Here is a 25,037-nt window from a genome sequence, read left to right as displayed (position 1 = left end):
TCAGGGAATCAGGCCCGGGGAATCAGGCTCAGCGAACCATGCGTGGGCCTCCGGTGGGGTCCAGGCCGCCTGGCAGAGGGCCGTCGCCAGGGCCTCCGTGTAGTGCGCGGCGGCCAGCCAGGCGGTGGTGAACGTGCTGTGGTCGTCGGGGAGCACGCGGCCGAACACGTCGCGGCGGTGGTCGGTCGCGGCGGTGCGCAGCGCGTCGAGGAGGTCGGCGGCGGTGGTCAGGCCCGCCTCGCGCAGCCGGGCACCGTCGGCTGCGGTCGTGCTCGTGCCCGGGGTCAGGGCGCTCCGGCCGGAGGTGACGGTCTGCTCGATCCGACGGCCGAGCAGGTGCGCGGGCGGGTCCAGCGGGTGGGCGGACGGGTCGAGGGGAGGGGCCTGGACGCCCGGGGTCGCGGGGACGTCGGCGGCCTGGAGGCGTTCCAGGCCGAGGTTGACGCGGCCGGCCCGGTCGGCGGGGAGGGCGAGCGTCGGGGTGTCGGTCGGGCCGGCGTCCGGGGTGTCGGTGGACTCCTCGGCCGCAGCGGTGCCGATCGCGAGCAGCCGCAGTTCGGGACGGGCCGCGCGCTCCAGGCGGCCGATCACCCGCAGCCGCAGGCCGGGGGCGGCGGCGAGCAGGGCCAGGTTCGCGCGGTGGGCGAGCCCCGGGTGGTCGTGGGCGGCGCGCAGCGCGACCACCGGGCCGTCCTCGCCGCAGCGTGCCAGGAGGCGTGGTGCTCCCCCGGGCGTCTTCGCCGGGGCGTGCTCGGTGGGAGCGTCGCTCGTCGGGCCCAGCAGGGTGACGTCCAGGAACAGGAGGTCGCTCCCGGCCGGGCGCGTCTCGTACGGGACGGCCTGCGCCGCGAGCGCGCGCTCCACCTGGGCGGCCACCGGTTCGGCCCAGAGGCCGGCGGCGGGCTCCGCCGTCCACGCGGCGCCCGCGGCCCGGACGGCGCGCACGGCGGCGCCGGCCCCGAGCCGTCCGCTCGCCGATCTGGTGGCGCCCTGGACGGCCAGCCCGGCGCGTGTGAACTCGCGGTGGCTCAGCGAGGTGTCGCCCAGCCGGACCGCCCGGTTGCCCGCCCCGACGGCCTGTGCGGCCGCCGCGTCGGGGTCGGCGTACGGCAGCACCTCGGAGACGGTGCTGAGCCGGCCGCCCGCGTCCACCGCCCAGCTGAGCACGCCCGCGTGCGTGGCCGTCAGCACCGGCTCGGCGAACAGCCCGTGCAGCCGCAGCCCGCCCGCGTCGCCGTACGCCTGGCGGGCGGTGCCGCGCAGCTCCGCGACCGGGCCGCGGACGGGACCAGTAGCGGAACCGGTGACGGAACCGGCGGCGGGGCCGGCGGCCGGGTCCGCGGTGAGGCGGCGGGTGAGGGTGAGCAGCTCGCGCAGATCGGCGACGAGGTCCGCGAGGCGGTGGTCCGGCGCGCCGGAGCGGGCCGCTCGGATCCGCGTCGCCACGGTGACCGCCACCGCGGCCGGGCGGTACAGCCCCGCCGCGCGGGCACCGTGGGCCGCCCGCAGCAGCTCCGCCTGGGCGACGGCTCCCGCCCCGCTCACGCCCGCCGCCAGGACGGCGGCCGCGGCGTGGTGGAGGTGGCGGGCGGCGGCCTGCTCGGCGGGGGTGAGGACGTCGTCGTCCGCCGCCTGTTCGGTGGGAGCGGCGGGATCAGCGGGTTCGGTGGGTGAGGCGGGTTCGGACGGCCCGGACGGCCCGGACGGCCCGGACGGCCCGGACTGCTCGGGATCGTCCGTGGCGTCGGCCAGCGGGCACAGCGTGACCGCCGCCGCCCGGTGCACGCACGCCGGGGCGAGCAGGCAGCCGCAGTGCACGCCGGACGGGTCGGCGAGCACCCCGCCCGGGGCGTGCAGGACGAGCACCGTCTCCTCGTCCACCTCCACCCGCCACTCGTCGCCGGAGCTCGTCACCGGACGCTCCGCCAGCTTCGCCGCCGCGCCGTCCAGCCGCTTCTGCAACCGGGCGCTCAGCCCCGCCACCACCTCGGCGACCACCTCGGGCCGCACCCGCGGCCAACCGATCGACCCTGCCGTCATCGCACCTTCTCCCCCACCCAGCGGGCCAGTTCCAGCGGGCTCAGTGCCGCCACCGGCATGCCGGCCGCGACCAATTGGCCCGCGACCGCGGTCGAATACCGGGCCGCGCCCGTGTCGTCGAGCGCCGCGCAGCCGAGCACGTGCACGCCCGAGTCCACCAGCGCCCGGGTCTGCGCGAGCAGCGCGCCGACCGGGCCGCCCTCCTCGAAGTCGCTGATCACGGCGACCAGCGTGCGCGACGGCACCGTCACCAGCTGCCGCGCGTAGCGCAGGCCGGACGCGATGTCCGTGCCGCCGCCGATCCGCACCTCCAGCAGCAGGCCCAGCGGGTCCTCCACGCGCTCGGTCAGGTCGACGATCTCGGTGGAGAAGGCCACGAAGTGCGTGCTCAGCGACGGCACCCCGGCCAGGATCGAGGCGGTGAGCGCCGCCCAGACCGTCGACGCCTCCATCGAGCCGGAGACGTCCACCACGAGGATCAGCCGCCAGTCCGCCGACTTCCGCGCCCGCGTCCGGAACACCGGGCGCTCCGGCACGATCACGGTGCCGCCGTCCGGGGCGGGGCGGGCGGTGGCGAGGTTCGCGCGGATCGTGCGGTCGAGGTCCAGCCCGCCGCCCGGGCGACGGCTCGGGCGCGGCAGGCTGATGCCGGTCAGCGCCGGGCGCAGCCGGGTCGCCAGCTCGCGGGTGAGCTCCTCCACCAGGCGCCGCACCAGCGGGCGCAGCCCGGCCACCCGCGCCTCCGGCAGACCGCCCGCGTGCTCCAGGACGGTGCGCAGCAGCTCGACGGACGGGCGGGCGGCGCCCGGGTCGATCGCCTCCAGGGCGTCCGTACGGCCCTGGGCGACGGCCGCCGCCAGGACCTCCTCGCGGATCCCGGGCCCGAACAGCGCCGACAGCTCCTCGGCCCACTCGCGGACCCCCGGGTAGGGGGCCTCGCGGCCGCCCCGCCGGCCCCGGCCGTCCAGGCCGGGGCCGGAGCCCTCGCCCCGGCCGGTGCCGTACAACTCGTCGAGGGCGGTGGCGAGTCGGGCGGCGCGGGCGCCCCGGCCGGAGCCGCCGGGGCGACCGAGGAGCAGACGCCAGCGCTCGGCGGGGGCGAGGCCGTGGCCGGTCTCGGGGAGGGCGGGCAGGGGCTCCGGGGTGCGGGCGGGTGCGGTGGGCGGTGCCGGGAGCAGTCCGAGTTCGCCGAGCACGCCGCGGGCGGCGAGGTCGGCCCTGGCCCACGTCGCCAGGACGGCGGGCGGCACGGCGTCGGGCAGGTCGACGAGCCGCGTGCCGAGGCGCTCCTCGACCAGCGCCAGCAGCCGGTCGCGGGCGGCCGGGCTGAGCGTGTCGAAGCCTCCGCGCAGGGCGGGCAGACGGTCGAGGAAGGCCTCGTCGGGCAGGGAGACGACTCGTTCCAGGACGGGTTCGAGTGCCTCGGGCGCGGCTGCGAACAGCCCCTCGGCGGCCGACAACAGCCCGACCAGTGACCGGGCGAGGGCATGGCGTGCCTCCGGCACGGTCGCGCCGTCGACCCACGACGCGGCCCGGCCACCGAGCTCGGCGGCCGGGTCCTGCCCGAGCAGGACGCGGACGGCCCCGGCGGCACCACGCACCAACGGGCTCCCGCCGTCGGCGAGTTCGCGCAGCACGTACCCGAGCCGGACCCCGCCGTCGAGATCCGCCCGCCGCGCCAGCTCCACCAGGGCCCGAGCGTCCGCAGGATCGTCGGACCCGCTCAGACCCTCCAACTGCCGCACGGCAGCGGCGATCAGGAGGTCGCTGACGGCGGCCGGCGAGGCATGGAGGTGGGAGGGGGTGGCCGCCTCCGGGGCGGCGCCGTGCGGCAGCGGGGCGGCGCTTCCGGGGGACGGCGTGAAGGGGTGACGGTCCGACAGCGCAGAACCGCCCTGCGGCAGAAGGACGTCGGGGGCGCCGGTGGGATCGGTGGCGGGGGCGTCGGGAAGCGCCGCTCGGGGGTGGGCCTGGGTGGGGGCGGCCAGGGACGTGGTGTCCGGTGCAGGCCCGGAGCCGACGTGGGCGCCACCCGGCACGGGCACGCCGCACACGACGCCCGGGGCCGACTCCCCCGCCGGCTCCGACTGCGCGCCCGGCGCCGTGACGGTGACCGGGGGCGCAGTGCCCTGCGCGGCGCCGTCTGCCGGCTCCTGTTCGGGCGCGGGTGGGGTCAGGGTCACGGGGAAGTGGCCGGCGGACAGGCGGTCCAGGGTGGTGAGGGCGTCGAGGAGGTCGGGGAGGGTGCCGGCGGCGGGGAGGGTGGTGGCGAGTTGGGTGAGGCGGGTGCGGGTGAGGGCGGGGAGGTCGCAGGCCGCGGCGTCGGCGAGGCCCTGGATGACGTCGCGCGGGGTGGGGCCGTCGGCCTGCTGCTCGCGGCGGAGGCGGTCGCGCAGGGTGCCTTCGGCGGCCTGGGCGGGGGTGACGCCGCGGGTGCCGGCGACGGTGAGCATCGCGGCGGTGGCCGGGGTCCAGTGCAGGCGCCAGCGGGTGCCGAGGGTTTCGGTGCCGCCCGGGCCCGTCGAGTCGACCCGGTCGCCGTAGGGGACGCCGCAGGCGGAGAGGCGGTTCAGCAGGGTCTCGCGGCGGCGGTCGAGGGCGCTGCGCAGCGGGTCGAGGCGCAGTTCGCGCGGGCCCGGTTCGGCGGGGCCGGGCAGGCCGAGCGTCCCGGTGAGGGCTTCGACGGCGGGGCCGAGGCCGCTGCGGGGTGCTGCGGGGGTGGCGCGGCCGGTGCGGCTGCCGACGAGGACGCGTTCGAGGGCGCGGGCGACGGCCCGGCCGCGGCCGAGGGGTTCCCCCTGGGCGAGGACGGTCTGGACGGCTTCGACGAGTTCGCCGCGGCCGGGGGCGGCGAGGCCGCGAAGGCGGGCGAGGTCGCCGGTGAGGCGCACGATCTCGCGGGCGTCGGCGGGGCCGGAGGGGTGGTCCTGGGTGCGCAGGGCCTCGGTGATGCGGACGGCGGTGGTGGTGAGGGCGGCGGCGAGGCGGTCCGGGTCGCCGGCCGCGTCGAGGACGGTGTGCTGCCACTCGGGGTCGCGGATGCCGGCCGGGTAGCCGGAGCGGGCGTCCAGGAGCGGGTAGGTGTAGGGGATGAGGGAGACGACGTGGGCGGGCGCCTCCGCGCCCGGCGGTTCGTCGTCGGCGTGGGGCCCGTGGGCGTGCGGCCAGGCGGCGTACGACTGGTCGGCGTGCGTTTCGTCGGCGTGCGGCCCTTCGAGCAGCGCCGGTGCGTGGAAGGCGCCGATCACGGCGGCGACGCGCCGCCCGCCGGCCGAGGCGGCCGCGATCCGGGCGCGCATCCAGGCCTCGCGCCGGAGGTCGTACGGGTCGACGCCGGGGCCGGTCTCGGCGTCGCGGCGCATGGCCCAGCCGACCAGCAGCGCGGCCCGGCGGACCGCCTCCGGGGCGGAGCCGGGGGCGGCGGTCTCGACGAGGCGGTCCCAGAGGTCCTCGTCGCCCTCGCGGCCGGTGAGCCGCCGGCGCAGGGCGTCGGTGACGGACGGGCCGGCGGCCGGGCCGCCCGCGGACCGCTGCCCGGCGCCCCGGTGGGCGAGCGGCAGGTCGCAGGCGAGGGCCTCGACGCCGTTGCGCCGGGCCCAGCGCAGGGCGGCGAGCTCCGGGGAGAAGTCGGCGAACGGGTAGAAGGCCGGTCCGTCAGCGCTCTCGGTAGAAAGGTCGGCGGGGGCCGCCGCGAGGGCGACCGGGGCCTCGGTGGCCTCGTCCGCCAGGTGGCCGAGCCAGGGCTGGAACTCGGCGGGGAGTTCGACCAGCACCGCCTCGGGCCGGGCGGCGTCGAGCAGCGCGGGGACGACCGCGCTGAGGGACGGCGCGTGGTGGCGCACGCCGATCAGGTACGGCCCGGGCCGTTCGGTGCCGGCGGCGGCCAGGCGGGCCGCCGCCTCCTCGACGGCCTGCCGGGAGCCGTCGGACCCGGCGGCACCGGTCGGGATGTCGGGCATCACCGCGCTGCTCATGACCTCACGCCTCCAGGGCCGGGCGCAGGTCCCACAGGGTGCGCCAGGTGGCGGCGCCCTGTTCGGCGCGGCGCCGGACCGGGCCGTCCCAGTAGCCGAGCAGCCGGCCGGCGTCGGCCGGGTCGTCCTTGCGCACGACGCCGATCAGCTGGCCGGGCAGGCGGCCGAGCAGGTCGCCGCCGTCGGGCAGGTAGGCGGCGGTGACGCCGAGGGCGGTGGCGACCGAGACGGCCTCGGCGGTGCTCATCACCGTGGACGGGCGCTCGACGTCCCAGCCCTCGGTGGAGCGGCCGGTGCGCAGGTCCCGGAAGGCGGTGACCAGCGCTTCGAGGACGGTGTCGTCCACCGTGAACGGCGCGCCCGCGCGGGCGACGGCGGCGGTGGACTGGCGGCGGACCAGGTCGACCTCGGCGGCGAGGCTCGCGATCGGGCCCACCGTCTCGAAGTTGAACCGCCGCTTGAGGGCCGCGGACATCTCGCTGACGCCCTTGTCCCGCAGGTTGGCGGTGGCGATCAGGGTGAAGCCGGGGGCGGCGTGCAGCTGGGCGTCCGGGGTGCCCGCCAGCTCGGGGACGGCGACGCGCCGTTCGGAGAGCAGCGAGACCAGGGCGTCCTGCACCTCCGGCAGGCAGCGGGTGACCTCCTCGACCCGGGCGACGGCGCCGGCCGTCATCGCGGTGAGGACCGGGGACGGCACGAGGGCCTCCCGGCTGGGGCCCTTGGCGAGCAGGAGGGCGTAGTTCCAGCCGTACTTGAGCTGGTCCTCGGTGGTGCCGGCGGTGCCCTGGACGGTGAGCGCGCTGGTGCCGCACACGGCGGCGGCGAGCAGTTCGGAGAGCATCGACTTGGCGGTGCCGGGCTCGCCGACGAGCAGCAGGCCGCGCTCGCCGGCGAGGGTGACGACGCAGCGCTCGACCAGTGCCCGCTCGCCGACGAACTTCCGCTCGATGACGAGGCCCTTGCGGCCCGCCTTGAGCTTCTCGCCGTCGCTGCCGAGGACGAAGGTGACGACGGCGCGCGGGGTCAGCCGCCAGCCGGGCGGGCGCGGACCGGAATCGTGCGCGGCGAGGAACTCGAGTTCGGCGGCGTACTTCTCCTCGGGCGGCGTGATCTGCCGGGCGGGCGCGTCGGCCGGGGTCGTGCCGGTAGGGGTCGTGGTGGGGGCGGTCATCGGCGGACCTTCCTGCGCTTCGCGGTCTGGAGCTGTTCGTATCCGGGGGCGTCGCCGTCGACGGTCCGCTGCCAGGCGCGGGCGAACAGCTCCGGGACGGGCTGGTGCGGCAGCGCGGGACGGTGGGTGGCCAGCTCGTAGAAGTCGGCCTTCCAGGTCTCGGCGGGCAGGGCGGGCGCCTTGGCCTCCTGCCAGCCGCAGGGCAGGAAGAGCGTGCGTCCGGCGCGGGCCCGCTTGGCCTCCATGACGAGGCCGGTGGCGGCGAGTTCGGCGCGGGCGCGCTTGAGCCGGGCGGGCTTCCAGCCCGTCCAGCGGGCAGCGTTGCGGTCGGTGGGGTCGGGCAGGGCGAGGAGCTGGAGGTAGAGCGCGGCGGCGTCCTCGCCGAGGCCGTGGGTGCGGGCCGCCTCGGCGACGAGGGCGGGGACGGAGAACTGCGGGTTGTGCAGCCACCGCGCGTCGCCCTCGGCGGAGCCGGCCGGCTCCGTGGGGGCGGCCAGGTTCTCCGGTTCGCCGCCGAGGACGGCCGCGATGGCGGCGAGCTCGCTCGCGAGCCCGTAGCCCGCGCCCAGTCCCTCCAGCAGTTCGAGCACCTGGTCGTCGGCGCCGGTGAGCCCGGCGGGGCGCAGCAGGACCCGCTCCATGGTGCCGCCGCTGGGGGCGAGGACGAGGGCGGGGCCGCAGCGAACCAGTCCGTCGGGATCGGCGCCGCCCTCGGGGGGCAGGCCGTAGTGGGAGCGCAGGATCACGGCCAGCGACTGGCCCTTGGCGGTCTGGAAGAGGTTGAAGTCGAACAGGAGCTCCGGGTCCGCGAGGCGTTCACGCAGGGCGGTGGCGGTGCGCGGCAGCAGCGGGCGCAGCGGGCTGTCGGCGGGCAGGTGGTAGACGAGCCAGCGGAGGGCGTCGATGGCCCCGCGCAGCATTCCGAAGCCGGGGACGGCGGAGGCGTCGGCCGCGACCATCTGCTTCGACGACCCGTCGGGGGTGGTGGTGAGGCGGAAGGTGGTGGTGCGGCTCAGCCAGGGCGTCCGGTCGGGGTTGAGGACGGCCTCGACGTGGTCGACGTCGACGCCGGTGACGGTGGCCTGGGCGTCGTCGGGGAGGGTGACGAGCCGTCCGAAGTGCCGGATCCAGGCCTCGGCTCCGGCGGTGAGGTCGGGGCCGTCGCTCGGGAGGGTCTCGGGGTCGGCGGGCAGCAGCGCGGCCCAGACCTCGTCGAGTCCGGTGCGCTCGCGCCGGCGCAGCCAGTCACGGGCGGCGGTGGCCTCGGCGGCCTTGAGGCCGAAGTCCGGGAGCCGGTCGGCGGGCAGCACCGGGCCGTGCCACTGGAAGAGGGCGGGCGCCGCGGCGAGGACCAGGGAGGCCCGGGCCGTGCCGATGCCGGTGAGCTCGCCGAAGGCCGTGGCCCGCGCCCGGTCGGCGGGGACGGGCCCGTGCAGGGCGAGGACCCGCAGGAACGTGGCGATCCAGGCGGCGTCGAGCCGCTCCTCGGTGTTGCGCTCCGCGATGGTGGTGAAGTGGTCGACCGGACCGAACTCGCCGCTCGGGTCGTGGTCGACGGCCAGCCAGTACGCGTGGTCGCCGCGGGTGTTGCGGTGGCCGAGGATGACGACGGTGCGGTCGCCGTGGCGCAGCACCTGGCCCTGGCGGTGGGCGGTGGGCCGGCCGGTGGTGGTGCGCTCGGTGGGCTCGCTGAGGGCGATCTGGCGCACGGTGGCGCCGCGGTCGGCGAGCAGGCCCCGGGTGAGCTCGCCGAGCAGGAGCACGAGGGTGGAGCGGTGGGCGGGCTCGGTGAGCGGGGAGGCCGCGGCCTGGACCAGGAGGTGGAGTCGGCCGAGCAGGGGCAGCCACGCGTGGTGGATGTCGCCGCCCTTGAGGTCGACGGAGGCCGGGCTGCTCCAGCCCTCGGCGGTGGCCGGGGGCGGGTCGGCGAGGACGGCGGTGACGGTGCGCAGGTTGTTCAGCACCTTCCAGGTGCCGGGGGCGCCCCACGAGGAGCCGTAGCGGTCGACGTCGGGCACCCAGCCGCTGACGGCGGCCTGGAGTTCGGCGTCGCGGCCGTGGTCGGGCCGGTGCTCGGGGGGTGCGGCGGCGGTGGCGGTGGCGGCGGTGGGTCGAACCTCGGCCTCGGGCTGTTCGACGAACCGGCCGACGCCATTGAGGAGTTCGGCGGCGATCCGGGCGAGTCCGGTGACGCCGGCGAGCAGCCGCGGGTCGGTGATGCCGGGGAGGGCTGCGCCGACGGCCCGGACGGGCAGCCTGCGGCGGGCGCCCCGGCGGTGCGTGAGTTTGCGGCGCACGCCCTGGACGGTGAGCCAGCGCTGCTCGTTCTCGGGCACCGGTTCGACGTCGGCGGGCCAGGCGATGTCGATGAGCGCGGCGGCCTGCTCGGGGGTGACGGCGCGCAGCACCTGCGAGCCGGCCTCGTCGCGGGGGCGCAGCGCGTGCCAGTGGTCGAGCGGCGGGACGAGTCCGGTGCCGACGGCCTGGAGGTCGCCGGGGCGGCAGGGGCTGAGGTCGACGGTGCGGGCGTGGTCGGCGGTGGCGACGTCGGGGCCGAGGTCGGGCAGGGCGAGGGCGAGGTGGTCGCGGATCGACCTGGTGACGACCGGGCCCGTCGGGGCGCTCTCTCCCGGTGCGGCGGCCGTGCCCGGCAGGGTGAGCCGGCCGACGGGGACGATGTCCGGGTGGGCCCCGTTCAGGGGCATGACGATCGTGCGGCCGTCGGCGCTGACGGTGGTGACGGTGCGCCCGGTGTCGACGCGCACCCAGCTGCCCAGCACTGTGCCGTCGGTGCCGAAGGGCGTGTGCTCCAGGCCGGGCTGGAGCGGCAGCAGCCGCGTACGGTCGAGGTCGAGCGTGCCCGCGGCGGCCGAGGCGGCGATCACGGGCGGTTCGGCGGCGCGGCCGAGGGTGCCGGTCGCCGGGTCGAACTCGTGCAGCGCCCGGCCCGTCGGGCCGTGCCGCAGCGTCCAGTGGCCGGTGCCGTCGCCGAGGACGGGGTGCTCGGCGGGCATCCGGGTGTCGCCCGTGTGCAGCGGGCGCTCGCCGGTGGTCCGGCCGCCGCCGGGCAGCGGGAGGGACGGGGCTTCGGGGTGCCGGTCGCCGTAGTAGTACCGGGCGATGGTCTCGCCGCCGAGTTCGAAGGTCTCGGCCGGGCGGCCGGACCAGTAGGCCCGCTGCTTGCCCTTCTCGTGCCAGACGACGAGGAGTTCGCCGTCGACGAAGCGCAGCCGCGGGCGGCTCCATTGTTCGAGCTTGGGCAGGCGCAGGGTGTGTTCCAGCACGATGCCCTGCGGGCCGACGACGACGGCGCGGTCCAGGCGGGCGAGGATCAGGTGCGGCCAGGCGTCCTCGACGATCAGGCCCTGCAGGGTGCGGCCGCCGGGCGTCTTCCCCAGGTCGTCGTCCTGGCTGCCGACGGGATCGGAGGTGGTGCCGGGGGACTTGGGCGGGTCGGCGAGCTTGTCGAGCGCCTCCTCCAGGGCGGGCCAGCCGAGTTCGTCCAGGATGCCGGCGCCGAGCGCGCGGGCGAGCAGCCCGGCGACGTCGAGGGCCGCGATCCGCTCGGCGGCGGCGGGGGAGATCGACCGGAGCACCGAGCGGTACGGCGAGAGCGAGCGCACGAGGTCGGCGGCGCCGGCCAGGCCGCGGGCGGCCGCCACCTCGGCGGCGCGTTCGTCCGCCCACTCGGCGAACAGCTCGCGCAGCAGCGGCAGCGCGGGCAGCTTCTGCTGCACGGCCGTCTCCCACGCCGAGGGCGTCGCCGCGCGCAGCACGCCCCGGAAGCGGGGGTCGGCGGCGACGGCGGCCAGGTCGGGGCCGGTGGAGCCGCTGTGGCGGGCCCAGCCGGTGAGGTCGAGGCCGAGGCCGGCCGGCGGGTCGGCGACGGGCACGCCGTCGGCCAGCAGCCGCTCCAGCAGGTCGAGTTGGGTGGTGCTGCGGCGGATCCCGGTGAAGAGGTCGACCGGGGTGCCGTCGGCGCGCAGCCGCTCGGCCATCCGGCCTGCGAGCGCCACCGTGGCGGCGCAGGTGGGCCGGGAGCCCCAGCCGCGGCCGATGTGGTCCGTCCAGCGGCGGAGCCAGGCGGCGGGCGCGGTGTCCTCGGCGCCCTGCACGCCCTGCGCGCCCGGGGTGTGCTCGGGGCGCGGACCGGTGAGCAGGCCCTCGGCGCCCGTCTCGGCGAGCACGGCCAGCCAGGCGGCGTCGTGCGCGGAGGCGTCGGAGTTGCCGCCCGCGGTGGGCATCAGCTCCAGCAGGCGGACCCGCACCGCCTCGTCGCGCCTGCCGAGGGCGACGAGGGCGCCGTGCCAGGACTTCCAGAACGCGACGGGCGCCCGGTTGGCCGCCGGTGCCGCCAACAGCTCGGCGAGCAGGGACTGTTCGTGTTCCTCCCGGTCCAGTCCCGCGGCCTTGACGAGGGCGCGGGCGTCCTCGGCCACCCCCGCGTAGGGGGCCATGCCGGCGGCGGCGCGCTCGGTGCACAGCTGGCGGAAGCGCTGCCAGGCCGTCGCCGCGTCGAGCCGGGCGCCGAGCGACTTCACGTACTGCCGCAGGGACTTGACGGTGAGCGCACCGGCCAGGGCGAACTCCAGGAAGACGGCGCGCAGCCGCTCCTCGTCCACCTCCAGGCCGTGCGTGCGCTCGGCCTCGCGGGCCTTGCCGAACCAGCTCGCGGCGTAGGTCTGGTTGCCGACCCCGAGGAAGATCCGGCCGACCTCCTCGCAGAAGGTGGGCAGGAAGTGCGGCACGGCGCGGCCCAGGCGCGCGGCGAGCGCGTCGAAGCCGTCCTTGGCGGCGCCGGGCTTGGACTTGGCCTGGCGGGCCAGCCGCTCCAGCTCCTTGACCAGGGCCAGCGCGTGGTGCCCGTTGGCCGGGTCGTGGACCAGCGCCCACGCCGGGAAGCCGAGCGCCTCCTGGCGCACCTGGCCGACCTCGGCGGGCTCGGCCTGCGGCGCGAGGCCGAGGAAGTCGACGGCCAGGTCCTCGGCGGGGCCGAGCGCGCCGGGCACCAGCCGGACGATCCGGCGGCCGTCGAGCGCGGGGTGGGCGTAGGTGCGGGCGGTCAGCACGTCCGCGGCGCTGTCGGAGCGGCCGGCACCGGGCACGGTGCCGGCCGGGAGGACGGCGCCGGCGTCGAGCAGCCGCTCGTGCCGGCCGGTGTCCGGCAGGGCGCTCTGGCCGGTGCCGTCCGGGCCGGTGCCGTTGACGGTGATGCCGTTGGCGGTGGTGCCGTTCAGGCTGGTGGCGGTCATGCCGCTTCCTCCCCTTCGATCGTGCGGCCGGCGTACAGCGCGGCGGCCATCCGCATGCCCTCGGACCACGCCACCGGACCGACCTGCGCCAGCGGCAGCGCCCGGCCGTCCGGCCCCGCCCAGCTGAGCGGGCCCGTCTCGCACTCGTCGTAGTCGTAGTAGTCGCCGACCCACAGCCGGGCCTCGACCGTGCGGCCGTCCTCGACCACCGGCACGACGGCGCTGCCGCCGCGCACCCGGTAGCCGAGCCGGGCGCAGCGCCCGACGAGCTCGCGCAGCTCCTTGTAGCGCCCGCCCGCGTACGTGGTGACCTCGGTGCCCGCCGGCACCTCCGCCGGCCGGTGCCAGACCTCGCGGTAGAGCTGCTGGACCCGCTGCGAGACGCCGAGTTCGACGGCGAACTCGCGCAGGTCGTCGAGGTCCGCGAGGAGGACGGGGTGGGGTATCCGGATCTCGCCGTCGGCCAGGCGCACGGTGTCGCCGTCCAGGTCGACCAGCCCGAGCCCGCGCTCGGCGTCGGCGTCGCGCAGGAACCCGGCGACCTCGCCGTCGGCCCCGGTGACGACCAGGTCCCGCAGGACGCCGCGCCAGGCCTCGTCCGCCCACACCGCGGTGACCACGGCCGCGGGCACGGGCAGCGAGCGCACCATCCACCGCTCGACGTCCTCCAGGCAGCGCCGCTCGTGCGCCCCCAGCCACTCGGCGAGCTGCCTCAGCTGGGTGACCACCGGATCGTCGCCGAGCTTCGGCGGCACGGCCTTCAGTTGCCGCCCCGCCGCGTTCCGGCACAGCACCGTGCCGTCCCCGTCGAGCGCGACGCGGTACCCGCCCGCACTCGTCTCCACCCATGCCACGGCCGTTCTCCTCCCACCTGTCGGTCAGCGATGGGAGGAACGTAGCGAGGCCCACTGACAACGCGACGCCCAGGGTCCCGGCTCCACGACCTGCGGAAACCAAACCCATCGAACGAGTGAACGATCCGCTGCTACGCCCCGGGCTCCGCAGCCTCCCGGAGCCAGGCCCGCATCTGGCGCAGGCGCAGCCGCTTGGCGGGGGCGGTGGATTCGGCGTCGATCAGCTCGGTCATCTTGGCGACCGCCTCGGGGACCAGGTCCGCACGCTGAACGTCCCGGAGGAGGTGCCACTCGAGGACGCGCGGCGGCACCAAGTCCTCAAGGAGGCGCCACCAGAGGCGGACGGCAGCTTCCCGCTCGCCGATGGAGACGAGGTCGGACGCGAGGTCGACCATCTGACCGAGAGTCACCCTCGGGTCGGTGATGACCGTGTCGACCAGCCGGTCGACGTGTTTCCTGCCTTCGACGAGCACCAGAATCCTCAGCGCATCGAGCAACTCCTGACCGTCGACCTCCGGGGACTGCAATTGGCAGTGCGCCAATTCGACCATCAGGCCGTGATGCCGGTCCCCCTCCTTCAGCGCCAGCACGTGGAGAACCCCGGCACGCCAGCCCGGGTCCCTGCCCGCGAGCCCCTTCGCCTCACGTTCCAGGACGGCGAGCGCATCCACCGCGGAGACCTCATAGAGGACGTCCACGGCGCGCCCGGAGAGTTCCGGGCCGAGACGGGGTGTCCGCAGGGCTCGCTCCGCGAATTCCCGCGCCGCACGCTGAACGCCGCCGTTCAAGAGCTCCTCCGCGCACGGCACCAGATCGAACGGATCGATCCGCTCTCCTCCTCCGAATCGGTCGGTGATCTCCGCCATGCCCGCCGGGCCGAGAGCGGCCAGCAGCACGGCGATGATCCGGGAAGCGCTGGCGTTCCGCTGCTGCGCCCCGGCGGCATGCGTGCGGGCCCAGTCCAGCGCGACCGAACTCGCTCCCAGTTTCGCCGCGGACGGCAGCAGGCCGCTGCCATCACCCTCGGGCTCCATCCGTTCGAAGGCTTGCAGCAGCAGGTCTGCGCCTTCGTGGCCCGGGGCCTTGGCCCACAGTTCGGCGGCTTGTTGGAGTTGCTCGCCGTCCAAGAGGTCCGAATCCAGCAGTCCTTGGGCAATCCTGGCGGCTGCCGAGCCCTCCCCGAGCTTTTCGAGCGCCAAGGCCACCGATATCGCGCCACCACCGCGGGCACCCGGGTACCGGAGGGCCAGTTCGGCGATCTCCCCGGCGGCGCCGGGGTCGGCACTGAGCCACGCCTCGGCCGCCATTCGCCGGTCACTGGCATCGGCGACCGGGGTGCTCAGCACATCACGGGCGTATCCTGCCGCCTCGGAGGCAATCCCGAGGGTCTCCAGCGTTTGCGCCTTGACGGCCGTCGCCCAGAGATGGTCCCACCTTCCTTCCCAGGCATGTGCATGTTGGATCACCGCTTTCTGAGCACCTGAACTGATGGTCCGGGCGATCCGGGCAGCTCGCGGAAGCAGTCCGTACGTGTCGGGCAGAACAGACCGGAGCAGCTCTTCGAGTTCGATGACCGGCAGGCTCCTGGTGAGCGCGCCGACCGCCTCGAGCCGATAGAAGAGTCCCAGAGCGGTCCCGGTCGCCACGGCTCGCAAGCGCTCGACCACCATCGGATCATCGCCGAACGCGGCGAGCCCTCGCATGGCCTCGACCGTCTCGCTGGAGTCATTCCGCGCGCAGTCCATCAAGCGGTCCGCCAACGCCATCCGGAGCCCCGGGCCGATCGTCACCCCTTCCGCGATCAGCGAAGCGGCCAGGGTGAGGGACTCGATCTCCACCTCGCCCAGCAGGTGCCCGACGATCAGGTCGCCGTCGCAGCCCTCCCGCTCCGACCACAGGCGGAATGTGAACAGGGCGAGCGTCTTGCCCGCGCCGCCGGTTGCGCGGGCGACCCAGGCCTTCAGATCGGGGAAGTCCGGGGGAATCTCCGCGGCGTAGGAGCGGGCGGCGAGGAACTCCGCGAACGACTGGTGCAGGAAGCGGAGGTCGTCCCCGTGGGCGACCAGCAGGCCCGAGTCCAGGAGCACGGCCCGCAGTTCCCGGTCGGACGGGTCGGCACGGCCCTTCAGCCACTCCCGGGCGGCGGCCGTCAGCAGGCCGCCCTGTTCGATCCGGTAGCGGCCGAGGGTCTCCAGCAGGTCCTCCAGCCATGGCGCCCCACCCTCCCGGCGGCGGAGCAGGTACTCCAGGAAGCGCCGGTAGAGGCTCAACCGGTTGCTGGGCAGGGCCCGCAGCGGCTCCAGCGTGGCGCTGATCGCCGCGATGGTGGCGAGCAGGGGGTTGCGGACGAGTTCGCTGAGCCGCCCGTCCGCGATCTCCTCCAGGAAGCGGGCGACGGACGCGGCCGCAGCCTCGGCGTTCTCGCCCTGGGCGGTGAACCACTGGTGGGCGAAGGTGCGCAGTTCGGCCTCGTCAAAAGGCTCCATGCGGTAGCCCTCGAAGCCGGCGGCCCGCAAGGGTGCGAGTTCGGTCTCCGGCAGCGGCCGGGAGGTGACGAGGAAGCGGTAGGCGCTGTCGGCCCGGGCGTGCTGGGCGACGGCCCGAATGATTCCGGCCCGTTCCTGCCGGTCCGTCACTTCATCGAGGCCGTCCACCATCACGAGCCAGCGGGCTCCGTGGACACGGCCTGCGAAAAGGCCCGGTTCAGGGTCGACGAGCAGGCTGTGGCCCATGCAGGCGAGGGCGGCCCCGCACAGGGCGGCGCTCCACGAGCCCTCCTCTCCGACCAGGTCGCGGGCGGCGATGCGCAGCGGGACGAGCGGTTCGGCGGTCGGGGCGGCGTCGATGGACTCCTCGCGCAGCCAGATCCGGGCGAGCAGCCAGGTGAGGTGGTGGGCGAGCGTGGACTTGCCCGCCCCGGGCTCGCCGGTGACCAGCAGATGGGTGTGCCGGTCGAGGAGGTCCGAGGCGGGCAGCACGGCGTCCCACTCCGGTGACTTGGTGCCGCTCCTCTCCTGCGCCGCCGGGCCGCCGCGCGCCTCCGGGCCGCCGTCGGCCGGCTCGCGGACGGTCTGGGCGCGGACGTGCTGGCGCACGTAGATCGCCGACAGTGGCGGTTCGACGACATCGAGGAGGTCGTAGGGCAGCCGGTCGACCACGGCGGCCTGGGCGCCGAGCAGATTGCCCAGCACGGCCCCAGCGGCGGGCAAGCGGTCCCAGGAGGCGAGCCGGGGAGCGTCGGCGGCGCGTTGGGCGGCGGTCGCCCGGTCGAGGGCCAGCTTGGCGCGCTTCCAGAGCGGAGTGACCTCTCCGGGGTCGCGGCCGAGCGCCGTGGCGAGCAGTTGCACGGTCGCGAGCGGATAGAACTTGGCGGCGTTGTGCACGCCGTAGACCAGGTTCTTGTCGAAGAGCCCGGCCTGCACGAACGCGTTGGGCGTGCGGTAGCCCTTCTCGGCGAGGGCCTGCCGGAACCAAGCCGCGAGCGGTTCCAGCTCCCGGTACCGCACCTGCTCGCCCTTCGACGGACGCCCCCCAGGCATCGCATCCCCGCCCAACTTCTCACGCCCGACCGGTGTTTCCCCCGGTTTCCGGAGCCTAGTGGGAAACTCCCGCCGGTCGACAGTCTGGGTTTCGGCCGCCCGGCACCGGGCCCGGCGGCGATGACCAGAGGAGGTCCGGCGTGTTGTCGACCGACTTGCTGACGAACCCGATGGTTCTGCCGATCCTGGCGGTGTCGGGAGTCGCTTCCGTGCTCCGGGCATGGATCTCCCACCGGACGACGATCCGGCTGGCTACCGAGCGGACGCGGCGGGTGGCGTTGGCGCTCGGCAAGGGGCAGAGGAGGTCTGCGGAGGTGTTGCTTGCCTGCGCGGAGTTGGAAGGAGTAATTGGAGACGGCACCCCCGGAGAAGCCGCGGCGGCCCGTCAGCGGGTGCGCGGGCGGGGGACGATGACCGGGGCGCCGTCGGCCGGGGCGGGGAGGACGTCGGTGTCGACGTCGTACAGGGCACGCACGAGGTCCGGGTCGACCACCTCGCGGGGCGGGCCGCTGGCGACGACGGCGCCGTCGCGCAGGGCGACGAGCAGGTCGGCGTAGCGGGCCGCCGCCGCGAGGTCGTGCAGGACCATGACGACGGTGCGCCCGTCGGAGGCGACCTCGCGGACGAGTTCCAGCACCTCGACGGCGTGGCCGAGGTCGAGGGCGCTGGTCGGCTCGTCGAGCAGGACGACGGGGGCGTCCTGGGCCAGCACCATGGCGAGCCAGCAGCGCTGGCGCTGGCCGCCGGAGAGGCGGTCGAGGCGGCGGTCGGCGAGCGACTCGACGCCGGTGGCGCGCAGGGCGTGGGCGGTGCGCCGCTCGTCCTCGGCGGACCACTGGCGGAACAGGCCCTGGTGCGGATGGCGGCCGTAGCGCACCAGGCCGGCCACGGTGACCGCCTCGGGCGCCTGCGGGCTCTGCGGGAGCAGCGCGACGCGGTGCGCCGCCCGGCGCGGGCGCAGCCGCCACACGTCCTCGCCGCCGACCAGGACCCGCCCGGCGTCGGGCCGATGCAGCCGGGCGACGGCCCGCAGCAGCGTGGACTTGCCGCAGCCGTTGGGGCCGACGACGGCGACGACCCGGCCGGCCGGCACGGCGAGGTCGACGCCGTCGAGCACGGGGCGCCCGGGGCCGTAGCCGGCGGTGAGGCCCTGGACGGTCAACTCCACGGTGTCTCCAGATGGTTGATAGGCGTGCGGTTCAGGAGGCGGTCAGGGCCTTGGTGATGTCCTCGATGACGACGCCGGCCGCGAGCGGGCCGCCGCGGGTGGACCAGACCGAACCGTCCACCGTGACGGCGTGGTTGTTCTTCACGGCGCCCAACTCCCGGTAGGCGGGCTTGGACTGGACGTCCTTGAGGGCGGACTTGCCGTCGTCGGTGAGGGTGGAGAGGAACAGCCAGTCGCCGTCGATCTCGTCGAGCTTCTCCAGGCTGAGCGCCGGGCCGTGCGCGTTGCCGTCCTTGTCCTGGGACTTGGGGCGGGTGAGGCCCATGTCGAGGGCGACGCCGCTCGCGAACTGCTTCTTCTCCATCCAGCTGGGCCCGGTGGGGTTCCATCGGACGATCGAGACGGCCGCGCCCTTGCCGGGGCCGAGGCCCTCGCCCGCCTGCTTGGCCTTGGCGTCGTAGTCGCCGATGACCTTGTTGGCCTGGTCGAGCTTGTTGACGGCGTTTCCGATGCCGCGCAGGGCGAGCTTCCAGTCGTCGGTGGGCGCCATGGTGACGAGCGTGGCCGGGGTGATCTCGCGCAGTTGCTTGAGCACCTGCTCGTCCTGCATGTCGCCGGCCAGGATGAGGTCGGGCTTGGCGGCGATCACCTTGTCCATGACCGGCTGGAGCAGGTTGCCGACCACCGGGACGCCCTCGACCTTGCCCTTGAGGTAGGCGGGCGGCGCGTCCAGGCCCTGGCCGTTGGTGATGCCGACCGGCTGCACGCCGAGGGCGAGCACCGCGTCGAGGTCCTCCTGGGTGAGGGTGACGATCCGCTGGGGGGCGGCGGGGACCTCGACGGCCTTGCCCGTGGCGTCCTTGACGGTCCGCTTGTCTCCGGACGACTGCGGCGCGTCGGCCGCCTTGGCAGAGGAGCCCGACGAGCCCGACGAACCGCACCCGGCGAGGAGGAGGGCGGCCGCCCCGGTGACGGCCAGCACCCGGGCCGCGCGGTGGCGGGCGGGACGGAGCGGGCTCTGGGCGTACGGCATGGGTGCCTCCGGGCAGCGGTGGTACGGGAGTTCGGCGGGCTCCGCCGGATCGGCGCGACGGGGGCGCCAGGACGGACCGCTTTCGACGTTAGGTTAGCCTTACCTTATGACATTGTCGCAAGTGGGCGTCCACGAAGCACCCCGGACCGGCCCGCGCAGCTCCCCCGCATCCCCCGAGCCCTCCGGGCCCGCCGGGGCGCCGGCGCGCGAGGGCCACCGCCGGACCTGGCCGGTCGCCGCCGGGGTGCTCGCGGCGCTGCTGGCGCTCGCCGCCCTCTCGCTGTCCGTCGGCGCGGGCGAGGTCGGCCCGGGGCGCGTGCTCGCCTACCTGCTGGACCGTGACGGCGCCCGCGCGGACGGCCGACTCGCCCTCGTCGTCGGCGATCTGCGCCTGCCGCGCACGCTCGCCGCGCTGCTGGTCGGCGCCGCCCTCGGGGTCGCGGGCGCGCAGCTGCAGTCCGTCACGCGCAACCCGCTCGCCGAGACCGGCCTGCTCGGCGTCAACGCGGGCGCGTCCCTCGGGGTCGTGCTCGGCATCGCCGTGCTCGGCGTCCAGAGCTCGTACGGCTACCTCGCGTTCGCGTTCGGCGGGGCCCTGGTGTCCGGCGTGCTGGTGCTGCTGATCGCGGGCGCCCGGGGCGGCGGTTCGCCGATGCGGCTGGTCCTCGGCGGATCGGCGGTCGGCGCGACCTTCGGCGGTCTCACCGGCGTCCTGATCGTCAACTCGCCGGAGGCCTACGACCGTTACCGCGTGTGGGTGCTCGGCTCGCTGGCCGGGACGGAGGGCTGGTCGACGCTCGGCCGGATCGCTCCGGTGCTCGCCCTCGGCTTCGCGGTCGCCGCGCTCGCCACCCGCCCGCTCACCGCGCTCGCCCTCGGCGACGACCTCGCCCGCGGCCTCGGCCACCGGCCCGGCGCCACCCGGGCGGCGGTCGCGCTCGCCGTCACGCTGCTCACCGCCTCGGCGGTCGCGCTCGCCGGTCCGGTCTCCTTCCTCGGCCTCCTCGCCGGGTTCCTGGCCCGCGCCACCGCCGGGCCGAAGGTCGGCCAACTGGCCATGCTCGCAGGCTTGTTCGGCGCCGCCGTGCTGACCGGCGCGGACGTCCTCGCCCGCGTGGCGGCCCGGCCGTTCGAGGCGCCCGTGTCGGTGATCGTCGCCCTGATCGGCGCGCCGGCCCTGATCGCCATCGTCCGCTCGCGCCGCACGGCCGCGCTCGCCGTCACCGAGACCGCCACGACCTCCCCACCCGGCCGGGAACTGCCGCCCGGGAAACCGGATTTGGTCCTGCGTCGCGGCGCATGGTCGCTGTTCCTCCCCCGTCGCGCGCTGCTCGCCGCGCTCGGGCTCGGCGCCGCCCTGCTCGCCGCCGTCGTCGTCTCCGCGCACGCCGGACAGGGCGGATTCGGCCTCGGCCGGACGTTCCAGGCCGTGTTCGGATACGGCGACCGGCTCGACGTCCTGCTCGTGCAGCGCTTCCGGCTCGGCCGGATCGTCGCCGGGCTCGCCGCCGGGGCCGCCCTCGGCCTGGCCGGCTGCCTCACCCAGACCCTCGCCCGCAACCGCCTCGCCACCCCCGAACTGCTCGGCGTCAACGACGGCGCCACGGCCGCCGTGCTCGTCAGCGCGACCGTCTCCGGCACCTTCGGCGCCTGGTGGGCCGGACCGCTCGGCGCCCTCGCCGCCGTCCTCGCCGTCACCCTCGTCTCCGGCGGGCTCGGCGCGCGCGGCTACCGGGTCCTGGTCGTCGGCCTCGCGATGTCGGCGCTCGCCTCGGCCGTCGTCCAGGTCGCGCTCGCCCGCCGCTCGCTCAACTCGGCGGGCTCGCTGTACGTGTGGACCTCCGGCAGCCTCAACGGGCGCGACTACGACGTCGCCGCGCCCGTCCTCGCCGGGCTCGCGGTCCTGGTGCCGGTCGCGCTCGCGGTGGCCCGGCGCCTGGCCGTACTGCGCTTCGACGACGACGTCGCCGCCTCGCTCGGGGTCGAGCCGGGGCGCGTCCGGCTGGTGTGCCTGCTGCTGGCCGTCGCGCTGGCCGGCCTCGCGGTCGGGGTGTGCGGGCCGGTCGGCTTCGTCGCCCTCGTCGCGCCGGTGCTGGCCGGACGGCTCGCGGGGCCGGCCCGGGTCCCGGTGGTGGGCTCGGCGCTCGCGGGCGCCCTGCTCGTCGTGCTCGCGGACACGCTCGGGCGGGTGCTGATCGGCGGTGTGGAGATCCCGGTCGGCATCGTCACGACGGTGCTCGGCGGGCCGTTCCTGCTCTGGGTGCTGCTCGGGCGCAGGGGCGGCGCGGTGTGACGGCGAGCACGGTGCGGGAGCGAGCGCCGCGTGAAAGCAAGCGCGGCGTGACGACTGATTCGCTTGAACGAAAGGGAAGTTGGACCATGGAGCAGCAGACGGGCCCGCGCATCGAGCCCGATCCGGACGATCCGGCCTACCGGCAGGTGACGTTCACGTACGACGGCCCGGACTGCGACGGCGTGCTCGCGCTCGTCCACACCGTCACGGACCGGGACCGGCACGCCGGCGACCTCACCCCGCACCTCATGAAGCCGACGGGGAGAGGGCGTTGGGAGATCACCTACCGCCTGCGGGCCGACCATCGCGCGTCCTACCAGGTGTACCCGTTCCACGGCGCGCCCCCCGGCACCGCGCGCGCCGACTGGATGCGCGTCCTCGACGACGCCCGGCCCGACCCGCACGGCGGCCCCCTGCTCCCCGCCCGGGACGGCCGGCGGCCCGCCACCGTCCTCAGCCTCCCCGAGGCGCCCGCCCAGCCGTACGCGGCCCGGCGCGACGGCGTGCCGCGCGGGCGGACGACGGCCCGTGCGCTCGACGGGCGCCGGGTGGACGTCCACCTCCCGGCCGGCTGGAGCGCCGACGGGCCCGCCGCGCCGTACGCGGTGGCGGTGCTGCTCGACGGCGAGATGTGGGGCGAGGTGCTGTCCGTCGGCGACACCCTCGACAACCTGGCGGCCGACGGCGCCCTCCCCCCGACGGTCGCGCTGCTCGTGCACACCATGGGCCCCGAGCGCGCGGCCGACCTCAGCTGCAACCCGGCCTTCGTCGACTTCCTCGCCGACCGGCTCCTCCCCTGGGCCGCCCGCGAGTTCGGCGCCACCACGGACCCGGCGGCCACCGTCGTCGCCGGCCAGAGCGCGGGCGGCCTCACCGCCGCCTTCGCCGCCTACCGGCGCCCGGAGCGCTTCGGCAACGCGCTCGCCCAGTCCGGCTCGTTCTGGTGGCCGGACGAGACCGAGTTCGACGCCGGCAGCGAGTGGCTCACCCGCCGCTTCGCCACCGAGGAGCGCCGCGCGGCGCGCTTCTACGTCGAGGTGGGGCTCCAGGAGTGGCTGCTCCTCGCCCAGAGCCGCCACCTGCGCGACGTCCTCACGGCGCGCGGCTACGACCTCGAATACCGCGAGTTCAACGGCGGGCACGACTACGCCTGTTGGCGTGGCGGCCTCGCCGACGGGCTCGCGCACCTGCTGCGCGACCGCCGCCGACCCGGGCCCCTCACCCCTCCGGGGGACCGCCCTCCGCGGGCCCCAGCCCCGTGCGGGCCAGCCAGCGGGCGGGGGAGGTGAGCTCGCGGCGGGTCGGCACCAGGGAGCGGTCCGTCCAGATCCGGTTCACCGTCTCCGTCCCGCCCGCCTCGACCAGCGTGCGCACGAACCGCACCGCCTTCTCGTGGGTGTCCGACTCGGCGCGCACGCCCGGCAGGCGGGACAGCAGCCGGGCGGCCCGGGCCGTCTTCCGCTCCCCCGCCTGGTCCCGGGCCAGCAGCCGGCGCGTCGCCCAGCGCGCGTGCCCCTCCCACAGCGCGCCGAGGACCGGGTCGTCCTCCCGCGTGCCGCCGGAGGTCCGGTGGAGCAGCAGCGCCTCGACCGCGTCCGCGCCCGGCCGGGGGCCGCCCGCGCGGATCTGGGCCTGGTGGGTCAGCAGGTGCGCCAGCACCGCGCGCAGCGGGGCCCGCTGCGGCGCGCCCGCCAGCAGCGCCGGGGCCAGCAGGAGCACCCACCGGCCCTCCTCGTCCTGCACCACCCGACCGGACGGCACGCAGCTGATCCTGCGGTCGGAGTCCGCCGAGGCTGGCCCCTTGCGCAGCGCCGCCTCGGCCTTCTCGCGCTTCGCCGGGTCCGCGACGGCCGCCAGCGCCTCGCCCGCGAGGACGGTCTCGCAGACCCGGCGCACGTAGGCCTCGCGGCGCTGCGCGAACGCGTCCGGGTCCACCAGCGCGAGGCGCACCCCGGGGCCGAGGTCGAGGCCCGTGGTCTCCTCGACGGGACCGGCCAGTTCCCCGGTCAGGGCGCGGGCCGCCTCCGCCAGGGCGTCCCACGCACCGCCCGCCTGCTGTTCGACGACGATCTCGATCTCGATCACGAAGCGGAACTGTACGTCGCCTGGAAAACTCTTCCCACTCGGTGCGCCGGACCGGCCGGAAACCGGCGTCCGGGAAGCGGTCCCCGGAGCGTCATGAGGGCGGCCCGGCACCGTGCTAGCGTCCCGGTGGCGGCGCACCGGCGCGCCCGCCCCGGACGAGACGTGCGCCGTACCCGGCCCGACAAGACGACGCACCGGAGGAGGCGTCATGCCCGACTTCACCCGGGCCGTCCCGGTGCCGCGGCCGCTGGACGTGCGGTGGATCCACGGCTCGCCGTCGGCCAAGCACGACACCGGGCCGGAGATCCAGGTCCACGCGTACGACGAGCACACGGTCGTACTGCGGCAGAACAAGGCCGTCCACTACGAGGCGCCGTTCCTGTACCTCCTGTTCGGGGCCGAGCGGGCGGTGCTGCTCGACACCGGGGCGACCGCCGACGCCGCGCACTTCCCGCTGCGCGCGGTGGTCGACGAACAGATCGGGGCGTGGCTCGCCCGCCACCCGCGGGCCGGGTACGGACTGCTCGTGCTGCACACCCACCCGCACGGCGACCACGTCGCGGGCGACGGCCAGTTCGCCGACCGCCCCGGCACGACCGTGGTCGCCGCCGACCCGGCCGTCGCATGGCCCTTCTTCGGCTTCGACACCGACCCGGACGCCGTGGCCCTCGTCGACCTGGGCGGCGGCCGGGTGCTGGAGTGCCTCGCCACCCCGGGCCACCACCCGGCGGCGGTCACGTACTACGACCCCTGGACGGGCGTCCTCCTCACCGGCGACACCGTCTACCCCGGGCGGCTCTACATCGACGACTGGCCCGCGTTCACGCGCAGCATCGACCGCCTGATCGCCCTCGCCGACCGCCGCCCGGTCACCCACGTGCTCGGCTGCCACATCGAGATGACCACCACCCCGGGCGTGGACTACCCGATCCGCACCACCTACCAGCCCGACGAACCCCCGCTCCAGCTCACGGTCGAGGACCTCCACGACATCCGCACAGCCCTCACATCGTCGGGCGGCACCCCGACCCGCCACGCCCTCCCGAACCTGATCCTCTGGCCGAGCGAATAGTCAGTCCCGGTAGGGGACCAGCCCGGACAGGTCGAGCTCGAAGCCGAACGGCTCGGGGACGCGGATCGACTCGCCGAACTTCCGCTCGGTCCTCGTGTGGTAGCGGTCGTGGTTCGGCTCCGAGAACAGCGTCACCGTCTGCTGCCGGGGGTCGACGATCAGGTAGAGCGGGAAGCCCATGCGCGGATAGTCGCGGACCTTGCCCGTCCAGTCGTTCTCCGGATTCGACGGCGAGACGATCTCGACGGCGATCAGGGCCAGCTCGGCGGGGATGTCGTGCTCGACGAGGTCGGTGACCTCGTCCGGCACGTAGGTGAGGTCGGGGTTCCGGACGGACCCGGCCTCGGGCGAGGCCAGGTCGCTGTTCCCGGTCGGGAAGTAGCCGGGCGGGCAGTGCGCCTCGAACTGGCGCTGGACGACTGCCAGGTTGCGCTGGTGGATCGAGGACGGCGGCGCCTGCATCACGATGATGTCGCCGGAAAGCTCCACCTTGTAGCCCTCCGGGAGGCTCCGGCGGTCCTCTTCCAGGAGGCGGTAGCGCTCAGGGTTCATGCGG

13 protein-coding genes and 1 riboswitch are annotated in these 25,037 nt (G+C 76.0%); of the genes, 3 read left to right on the top strand and 10 right to left on the bottom strand.

Annotation, left to right across the window (positions count from 1 at the left end):
- The 8 genes from ACFVU9_RS03605 to ACFVU9_RS03570 all read right to left on the bottom strand — a co-directional run bounded on the left by ACFVU9_RS03605 (window position 1) and on the right by ACFVU9_RS03570 (window position 19,031).
- Window positions 1-2,040: a hypothetical protein gene (locus ACFVU9_RS03605; protein WP_387589505.1), complete on the bottom strand. Its 2,040-nt coding sequence runs from the start codon at window positions 2,038-2,040 to the stop codon at window positions 1-3.
- On the bottom strand, window positions 2,037-6,014 hold the full coding sequence (locus ACFVU9_RS03600; protein ID WP_387589503.1) for a DUF5682 family protein: 3,978 nt from the start codon (window positions 6,012-6,014) through the stop codon (window positions 2,037-2,039). Before ACFVU9_RS03600 ends, ACFVU9_RS03605 begins: the two co-directional genes overlap by 4 nt.
- A 4-nt stretch (window positions 6,015-6,018) precedes the next feature.
- Entirely contained in the window at window positions 6,019-7,185 is a 1,167-nt protein-coding gene (locus tag ACFVU9_RS03595; protein ID WP_387589500.1) for an AAA family ATPase, read from the bottom strand.
- Complete coding sequence (locus ACFVU9_RS03590) at window positions 7,182-12,437, bottom strand: hypothetical protein (protein ID WP_387589497.1); 5,256 nt, start codon at window positions 12,435-12,437, stop codon at window positions 7,182-7,184. Before ACFVU9_RS03590 ends, ACFVU9_RS03595 begins: the two co-directional genes overlap by 4 nt.
- Window positions 12,434-13,291 (bottom strand): DUF4132 domain-containing protein, encoded by an 858-nt coding sequence (locus ACFVU9_RS03585; RefSeq protein ID WP_387589494.1) that lies wholly within the window; start codon window positions 13,289-13,291, stop codon window positions 12,434-12,436. The genes ACFVU9_RS03590 and ACFVU9_RS03585 overlap by 4 nt, the downstream gene beginning before the upstream one ends.
- 131 nt (window positions 13,292-13,422) lie before the next feature.
- On the bottom strand, window positions 13,423-16,674 hold the full coding sequence (locus ACFVU9_RS03580) for an NACHT domain-containing protein (RefSeq protein ID WP_387589491.1): 3,252 nt from the start codon (window positions 16,672-16,674) through the stop codon (window positions 13,423-13,425).
- 541 nt (window positions 16,675-17,215) lie between these two features.
- Window positions 17,216-17,998: an ABC transporter ATP-binding protein gene (locus ACFVU9_RS03575; RefSeq protein WP_387589488.1), complete on the bottom strand. Its 783-nt coding sequence runs from the start codon at window positions 17,996-17,998 to the stop codon at window positions 17,216-17,218.
- Between the two features lie 31 nt (window positions 17,999-18,029).
- Window positions 18,030-19,031 carry an ABC transporter substrate-binding protein gene (locus tag ACFVU9_RS03570; protein ID WP_387589485.1) on the bottom strand — a complete coding sequence of 334 codons (1,002 nt, stop codon included), beginning with the start codon at window positions 19,029-19,031 and terminating at the stop codon, window positions 18,030-18,032.
- 106 nt (window positions 19,032-19,137) lie between these two features.
- On the opposite strand from ACFVU9_RS03570, the gene fhuB reads away from it, so the two are divergent.
- Entirely contained in the window at window positions 19,138-21,324 is a 2,187-nt protein-coding gene (fhuB, locus tag ACFVU9_RS03565; protein ID WP_387589483.1) for a Fe(3+)-hydroxamate ABC transporter permease FhuB, read from the top strand.
- 86 nt (window positions 21,325-21,410) lie between these two features.
- Window positions 21,411-22,613 (top strand): alpha/beta hydrolase-fold protein, encoded by a 1,203-nt coding sequence (locus ACFVU9_RS03560; RefSeq protein ID WP_387589480.1) that lies wholly within the window; start codon window positions 21,411-21,413, stop codon window positions 22,611-22,613.
- Here ACFVU9_RS03560 and ACFVU9_RS03555 read toward each other — a convergent pair.
- Complete coding sequence (locus tag ACFVU9_RS03555) at window positions 22,543-23,409, bottom strand: zinc-dependent metalloprotease (RefSeq protein WP_380496120.1); 867 nt, start codon at window positions 23,407-23,409, stop codon at window positions 22,543-22,545. The genes ACFVU9_RS03560 and ACFVU9_RS03555 overlap by 71 nt on opposite strands.
- Window positions 23,410-23,535: 126 nt before the next feature.
- Window positions 23,536-23,605: riboswitch (guanidine-III (ykkC-III) riboswitch) on the top strand.
- 12 nt (window positions 23,606-23,617) lie between these two features.
- Here ACFVU9_RS03555 and ACFVU9_RS03550 point away from each other — a divergent pair.
- Window positions 23,618-24,481, top strand: a complete 864-nt coding sequence (locus tag ACFVU9_RS03550; RefSeq protein ID WP_387589477.1) for an MBL fold metallo-hydrolase — start codon at window positions 23,618-23,620, stop codon at window positions 24,479-24,481.
- Here ACFVU9_RS03550 and ACFVU9_RS03545 read toward each other — a convergent pair whose 3' ends face one another.
- Window positions 24,482-25,033: a Uma2 family endonuclease gene (locus tag ACFVU9_RS03545; protein ID WP_387589474.1), complete on the bottom strand. Its 552-nt coding sequence runs from the start codon at window positions 25,031-25,033 to the stop codon at window positions 24,482-24,484.
- Window positions 25,034-25,037: the final 4 nt, after the last annotated feature.

The sequence above is a fragment of the Kitasatospora sp. NPDC057936 genome (assembly GCF_042887525.1).
In the GTDB taxonomy this organism is placed as follows: domain Bacteria; phylum Actinomycetota; class Actinomycetes; order Streptomycetales; family Streptomycetaceae; genus Kitasatospora.
This window is presented reverse-complemented; position numbering and strand designations above follow the sequence as displayed.